Origin of the sequence: Anaeromyxobacter oryzisoli, from assembly GCF_022690765.1 — a bacterium.
Classification (GTDB): Bacteria; Myxococcota; Myxococcia; order Myxococcales; family Anaeromyxobacteraceae; genus Anaeromyxobacter; species Anaeromyxobacter oryzisoli.
The window spans coordinates 63,923-69,985 of record NZ_JALCZA010000017.1; the positions used below are offsets into that span (position 1 = coordinate 63,923).

Below are 6,063 nucleotides of genomic sequence, written 5' to 3' on the forward strand. Positions count from 1 at the left end.
CAGCTCGATGCGAGTGGGCATCTCCATCAAGGGTGATCGGGCGCCGGCGGGCCGCCCGGGAGCGGCCCGAGGGCGTCGCCGTGGTCGTCCCGCAGCTCCACCCCGGCCGCGCGCAGGCTGTAGAAGAGCAGCCAGCGCTCGGCGGGAGAGAGGCTGCCGGCGGGCAGGGCGCGATCGATCTCGGAGAGCGTCAGGTATCCGCGGCGGATGCCGAGCTGGAAGAGCGCCTTGCGCGCCTCGTGGCTCTCGCTCCCGTGCCTCATTCCTTGCCGTCCGGAGGGCTGGCGAGCACCTGCGGCACCGCCCACCCGGCGGGCCGATCGGCCACCTGCACGGGCCTGTTGGGGTTCTCCGGCGGCGCCTCGTCGTGGCCGCGCCCGCCGTCGATGGTCCCCGGGCGGACCACCTTGGGCCCCCACAGCCGCCCGATCTCCTCCTCCTCGACGACCTCGACGGACAGCAGCCGGGCGGCCATCGCCTCGAGCTTCTCGCGGTGCGTCCGGACCACCGCGCGGGCGCGCTCCAGCGCGTCCACCACGAGCGCCTGGACCTCCTGGTCCACGAGGAGCGCGGTCTGGTCCGAGTACACGCGGTTCTCGAGCCCCTTCACCCCGAGCAAGGTCGGCCCGCCCTGATCGCCGAGGGAGACGGGGCCGAGCACCTGGCTCATCCCGTAGTCGCGGACCATCATCCGGGCGACGGCGGTGGCGTGCTGGAGATCGTTCGAGGCGCCGGTGGAGGGCTCGCCGAAGATCTCCTCCTCCGCGACCCGCCCGCCCATGAGCCCGGCCATGCGATCGCGCAGCTCGCTCCGCGTGAGGAGGTATCGATCCTCGAGCGGGAGCTGGAGCGTGTAGCCGAGGGCGCCGAGGCCGCGCGGGATGATCGACACCTTGGTCACCCGGTCCGCGTCCGGGAGCATCCAGGAGACGAGGGCGTGCCCCGACTCGTGGAACGCCACGATCTCCTTCTCGCGCTCGTTGATGCGGCGGCTCTTCTTCTCGAGGCCGGCGACGACCCGCTCGATCGCCTCGTCGAACTCGTGGCGCGTGACGAAGTTCTTGTTCCGCCGCGCCGCGAGGAGCGCCGCCTCGTTCACAACGTTGGCGAGGTCGGCGCCGGCGAAGCCGGGGGTGCGGGCCGCGACCGCCTTGAGGTCCACGTCGGGGCCGAGCTTCACGTTGCGCGCGTGGATCTGGAGGATCCGCTCGCGGCCGCGCTTGTCGGGGCGATCCACGAGCACCTGCCGGTCGAAGCGGCCCGGCCGGAGGAGCGCCGGGTCCAGGATCTCGGGGCGGTTGGTGGCGCCCATGATGATGAGCCCGGCGCGCGCGTCGAAGCCGTCCATCTCCGCGAGGAGCTGGTTCAGGGTCTGCTCCCGCTCGTCGTGTCCTCCGAGCATGCCCGAGTTGCGCGACTTGCCGAGCGCGTCGAGCTCGTCGATGAAGACGATGCAGGGCGCCTTCTGGGTGGCCTGCGCGAAGAGGTCGCGGACGCGCGCGGCGCCGACCCCCACGAACATCTCGACGAACTCCGAGCCGGAGAGCGAGAAGAAGGGCACCCCCGCCTCCCCCGCCGTCGCCCGCGCGAGGAGCGTCTTGCCCGTGCCCGGCGGGCCGACGAGCAGCACGCCCTTCGGGATCCGGCCGCCGAGGCGCCGGTACTTCTCCGGCGTCTTCAGGAACTCGACGATCTCCTGCAGCTCCTCGACCGCCTCGTCGATGCCGGCCGCGTCCTGGAACGTGACGCCCGTGTCCGGCTCCATGTGGATGCGGGCGCGGCTCTTGCCGAACGCCATGACGCCCGGCGGTCCCTGCCCCATCTGCCCGGACATCCGCCGCATCACCCACGCCCAGAACACGAGCCCGATGGCGATCGGCGCGATCCAGACCCAGAACAGATCGCCCATGCCTCCCCCCGCCACCGCGTCGTACGGGAGCTGCGCCTTCTCGATCACCTGGACGAGATCGTCGCCGCCCCCGGGGACCCGCGTCGCCACGTACGGCAACGCCTGGCCTCCGCTGCGCTCGCCCGCGCCCGGGTCCGCGGCGCCGTTCTTCGACGCGCCCGGCGCCCCCACGGGCTTCGGGATGCCGCGCACCCAGTCCGGGCCGATCACGACGCGCTCGAAGGAGCCCTGGCGCACCATCTCCTTGAACTGCGAGTAGCCGATGCGCCGGACGCCCACGTCCTGGAAGGCGCGGAACAGGAACACGGCCAGCGCGATGAGGACGAGCCACGCCGCGGGGGACGCGAGCGGCACGCGCGCCTGCGGTCCGCCCCGACTCCCCCGCTCCCCGCGCGGTCCCTGGGCCTTCCTGTCGTCAGCGGACACCGAGGCCTCCTGCCCCCTTCGCAGGCAATGTGCGCACGTCCGGGGAGCGGGCAATGCGCGGCCCCAAGCTCGGGAGGCCCCGGCTGGCCGGCCCCTGCTCTCGCCCCATCACGACTTCTACCTAGGGCGCATCCCCGCCGCGCGCGACGGACGCGTGGGGCGTCCGCCGCGGACGCCGGGCCCGGGTGCGGCGCCGCCGGGCGCGGCGGCGGCCGACGCTACAGCCCGAGGAGCTTCGCGATGCTCTTCTCGTCGGCGGGCGGGAACTGGTACCGATCCAGCTCGTCCGGGCGGACCCAGCGGTGGTCGTGGACGCGGACGTGCGCGACGGGCCCTCGCGTCAGCGTGCAGCGGTACACGCAGAAGTCCACGTCGTAGTCCGCGTAGGCGTGCTCGACGTGGATGACGCGGCCCCCCACCTCGACCTCGATCCGCATCTCCTCCCGCAGCTCGCGCGCGAGCGCCTCCTGGTCGGTCTCGCCGGGCTCGACCCGACCCCCCGGAAACTCCCAGAGCAGCGGCAGCGTGGCCGTGGGCGGGCGCTGGGTGATGAGGTAGCACCCGTCCTTCTCGATCATGGCCCCCACGACCCGGATCTTGCGGCGCATCTCCACTCTCCGTTCGCCCACGGCGGCGCCGGACCCTCCAGGCCCGGGCGCCGGGCGGGCCCCGCGCCCCACCCGGTACGCTGGTGCGGGGGCGCTCCGGGACCGCGAGTGGATTGTAGAATCCGCAAGACATGACGTCCATCCGGTTCCTCGGCGCGGCGGGTACCGTCACCGGCTCGCGCTTCCTCGTCGAGCACGGCTCGGTGCGGGTCCTGGTGGACGCGGGCCTGTTCCAGGGGCTCAAGGAGCTGCGCCTGCGGAACTGGGCGCCCTGGCCGGTGCCGCCGGAGTCCCTCGCCGCGGTCGTGCTCACGCACGCGCACATCGACCACAGCGGGGCGCTCCCTCTCCTGGTCCGCCAGGGGTACCGCGGGTCCATCCACTGCACGCCCGCGACGCGGGATCTCGCCGGCCTGCTGCTCCCGGACTCGGGGCGCCTCCACGAGGAGGAGGCGCGCTACGCGAACTGGAGGGGCTACTCGAAGCACGCGCCGAACGCGCGCCCGCTCTACACCGAGGAGGACGCCCTCGCGGTCCTGCCGCACCTCGCGCCCCTCCCCTACCTCGAGCGGCGCGCCGTCGCGCCGGGCGTCTCGATCGCCTTCCACCGCGCGGGGCACATCCTCGGGAGCGCCACCGTCGATCTGGTGGTCGAGGGACCCCGCCCGCTCCGGATCCTCTTCAGCGGCGACCTCGGACGGTACGGCGCCCCCATCCTCGTGGATCCCGAGGGCGCCCGGCCCGCCGACGTCCTCCTGCTCGAGAGCACCTACGGCGGGAAGCTGCACCCGGCCGGCTCGCCCGAGGCGCAGCTCCGGGACGAGGTGCTCCGCGCGGTGCAACAGGGCGGCGCCCTCCTCGTGCCCGCGTTCGCGATCGGGCGCACCCAGGAGCTCCTCTTCGCGCTCCGCGACCTGGAGCGCCGCGGGGAGATCCCGGAGCTCCCCGTGTTCGTGGACTCGCCCATGGCGGTGGACGCGACCCCGATCTACCTCGCGCACCGCGAGGACCACGACGACGACATGGCCCGGCGGATCGCCGCCGGGGAGGAGCCGCTCCGCCCCGCGCGGCTCACGTTCGCGCGGAGCCCCGAGCAGTCGAAGGCGATCAACGACGTGCGCGGCCCGTGCGTGATCCTCTCCGCCTCCGGGATGGCGACGGGCGGGCGCGTGCTCCACCACCTCGAGCGCCGGCTGCCGGATCCGCGGACCACCGTGCTGCTCGTCGGCTACCAGGCCGCGGGGACCCGCGGCTGGAGCCTCCAGAACGGCGCGGCGACGATCCGGATGCACGGCGAGGACGTGCCGGTGAAGGCGCGCGTCGCGACCATCACCGGGCTATCCGCCCACGCCGACGAGGCGGAGCTCGAGCGCTGGCTCGCGACCTTCCCCGCGCCGCCGGCCCGGACCTTCCTCGTGCACGGCGAGCCCGCCGCCCTCGCGGCGGCCAAGGCGCGGATGGACCGGCTCGGCTGGCCCGCGGAGGTCCCGCGCCACCTCGAGGAGGTGGCGCTGTGACCCCGGGCGCGGGCGGCCGCACCGCGCTCGTGCTCTCCGGCGGCGGCGCGCGCGGGGCGTACGAGGCGGGCGTGCTGCGCTACGTCCGGCGGGAGCTCCCCGCGGCCCTCGGCGTCCAGCCGCGGTTCGACCTCGTGACGGGCTCCTCGATCGGGGCCGTCAACGCCTGCTTCCTCGCGTCCACCGCGGATCGGCCCGCGGAGCAGGGCGAGGCGCTCGCCGCGGTCTGGCGGGACCTCCGCCTGGACGAGGTCTTCCACTGGAGCGCCCTGAGCCTGGCGGGCCTCCCGCGCTACGCCTGGGCGCAGCTCCGCGCCACCCGCCTCCGCCACCTGACCTGGCGCCTCTCCGACTTCCTCTACCCCGAGGCGCTCGCCCGCGTCATCGACGAGCGGATCGACTGGGCCCGGCTGCACCGGAACGTGCGGTCCGGGCACCTCGACGCGCTGACCGTCACCGCGACCGACCTCGGCACCGGCAGGTCGGTCGTCTTCGTCGAGACCCGCGGCGAGCTCCCGGACTGGGGCCGCGATCCGATCGTCGAGGTACGCCCGCGCGCGATCGGGCCGCCGCACGCCCTCGCGTCCGGCGCGATCCCGCTGCTCTTCCGGCCGGTCCGGATCGAGGGCTCCTGGTTCAGCGACGGCAGCGTCCGCCAGAACACGCCGATCGCCCCCGCCATCCGGCTCGGCGCCGAGCGCGTGCTCGTCATCGGCTGCCGCCACGCCGGCCCGGTGGACGGGGCGCCCCGGGTCGCGCCCGAGGAGGCGCCCACCACCGCGGCCCAGCTCGGGCGGCTCCTGAGCGCCCTGATGCTCGACCGCACCGACTACGACCTGGAGCGGCTCCGCCGCTTCAACGGCCTCATCGAGGCGGGCGAGCGGGCCTTCGGCCCCGGGTTCGCCGAGCGGCTCGCGGCGCTCTCCGCCCGCGAGCTCGGGGCGCCGCTCCGCCGCGTGCGCGACCTCGTGATCCGGCCGAGCCGCGACCCGGGCGTGCTGGCGCGCGATCACGCCGAGCGGCGCGTCCGGCGGCTCAGGCCCGGCACGCTCGCCGCGCGGCTGCTCCGCCGCGCCGCGGCGGACGCCGAGGTCACGGCGGATGGCGCGGCCGATCTCGCGAGCTACCTGCTCTTCGACGGTGAGTACGCCGAGGAGCTCATCGCCCTCGGGTACGAGGACGCCCGGGCGGCCCGCGACGCGCTCGTGGACTTCTTCGCCGCCGGGGAGCCGTCGGCCCGGAGCGCCTGATCATGACGTCGTCCGCGCCGCTCCTCGACCGCCCCACCCTCCTCGACGGCGCCATGGGGACGGCGCTCCTCGCCCGCGGCCTCCCCGCCGGCGCGCTCCCGGAGACGTGGCTCCGGTCCCGCCCCGAGGAGCTCGCGCGCGTCCACGCCGAGCACGCCGCCGCCGGCGCGCGCGTGATCCTGACCTGCACCTTCAACGCGGCCGCCCCGCGGCTCGCGGCGGCGCTGCCGGGCGTCGAGCTCGCGCCCCTCTGCCGGACGGCGGTCGCCCTCGCCCGCCGCGCCGCGCCGGGCGCGGCCATCGCCGGCGACCTCGGGCCGACCGGCCTCGTCGCGCCGGGCGGGGCCGCGGAC

The 6,063-nt window shown here is 75.2% G+C and carries 6 protein-coding genes; 3 read left to right on the forward strand and 3 right to left on the reverse strand.

Translation table 11 applies throughout. The features are described 5' to 3' along the window. Positions 1 to 26: 26 nt before the first annotated feature. The 3 genes from MNZ27_RS08270 to MNZ27_RS08280 all read right to left on the reverse strand — a co-directional run bounded on the left by MNZ27_RS08270 (position 27) and on the right by MNZ27_RS08280 (position 2,943). Positions 27 to 263, reverse strand: coding sequence for an RNA polymerase sigma factor region1.1 domain-containing protein (locus tag MNZ27_RS08270; protein ID WP_242393571.1), 237 nt, complete (start codon positions 261 to 263; stop codon positions 27 to 29). Beyond that, positions 260 to 2,335 (reverse strand): ATP-dependent zinc metalloprotease FtsH, encoded by a 2,076-nt coding sequence (gene ftsH / locus MNZ27_RS08275; protein WP_242393572.1) that lies wholly within the window; start codon positions 2,333 to 2,335, stop codon positions 260 to 262. Before ftsH ends, MNZ27_RS08270 begins: the two co-directional genes overlap by 4 nt. Before the next feature lie 218 nt (positions 2,336 to 2,553). After that, entirely contained in the window at positions 2,554 to 2,943 is a 390-nt protein-coding gene (locus MNZ27_RS08280; protein WP_242393573.1) for a (deoxy)nucleoside triphosphate pyrophosphohydrolase, read from the reverse strand. 131 nt (positions 2,944 to 3,074) lie between these two features. On the opposite strand from MNZ27_RS08280, the gene MNZ27_RS08285 reads away from it, so the two are divergent. From MNZ27_RS08285 to MNZ27_RS08295, 3 genes are all read left to right on the forward strand, one after another. After that, positions 3,075 to 4,460: an MBL fold metallo-hydrolase RNA specificity domain-containing protein gene (locus tag MNZ27_RS08285; RefSeq protein WP_242393574.1), complete on the forward strand. Its 1,386-nt coding sequence runs from the start codon at positions 3,075 to 3,077 to the stop codon at positions 4,458 to 4,460. Then, on the forward strand, positions 4,457 to 5,710 hold the full coding sequence (locus MNZ27_RS08290) for a patatin-like phospholipase family protein (RefSeq protein WP_308197932.1): 1,254 nt from the start codon (positions 4,457 to 4,459) through the stop codon (positions 5,708 to 5,710). Before MNZ27_RS08285 ends, MNZ27_RS08290 begins: the two co-directional genes overlap by 4 nt. Positions 5,711 to 5,712: 2 nt before the next feature. Then, the coding region (locus MNZ27_RS08295; RefSeq protein WP_242393575.1) for a homocysteine S-methyltransferase family protein at positions 5,713 to 6,063 on the forward strand (351 nt) is incomplete at its 3' end.

Coding starts and splice junctions, on each gene's coding strand:
- MNZ27_RS08270 (WP_242393571.1), bottom strand. CDS start 263: ATGAGGCACGGGAGCGAGAGCCACGAGGCGCGCAAGGCGCTCTTCCAG.
- MNZ27_RS08280 (WP_242393573.1), bottom strand. CDS start 2,943: ATGCGCCGCAAGATCCGGGTCGTGGGGGCCATGATCGAGAAGGACGGG.
- MNZ27_RS08285 (WP_242393574.1), top strand. CDS start 3,075: ATGACGTCCATCCGGTTCCTCGGCGCGGCGGGTACCGTCACCGGCTCG.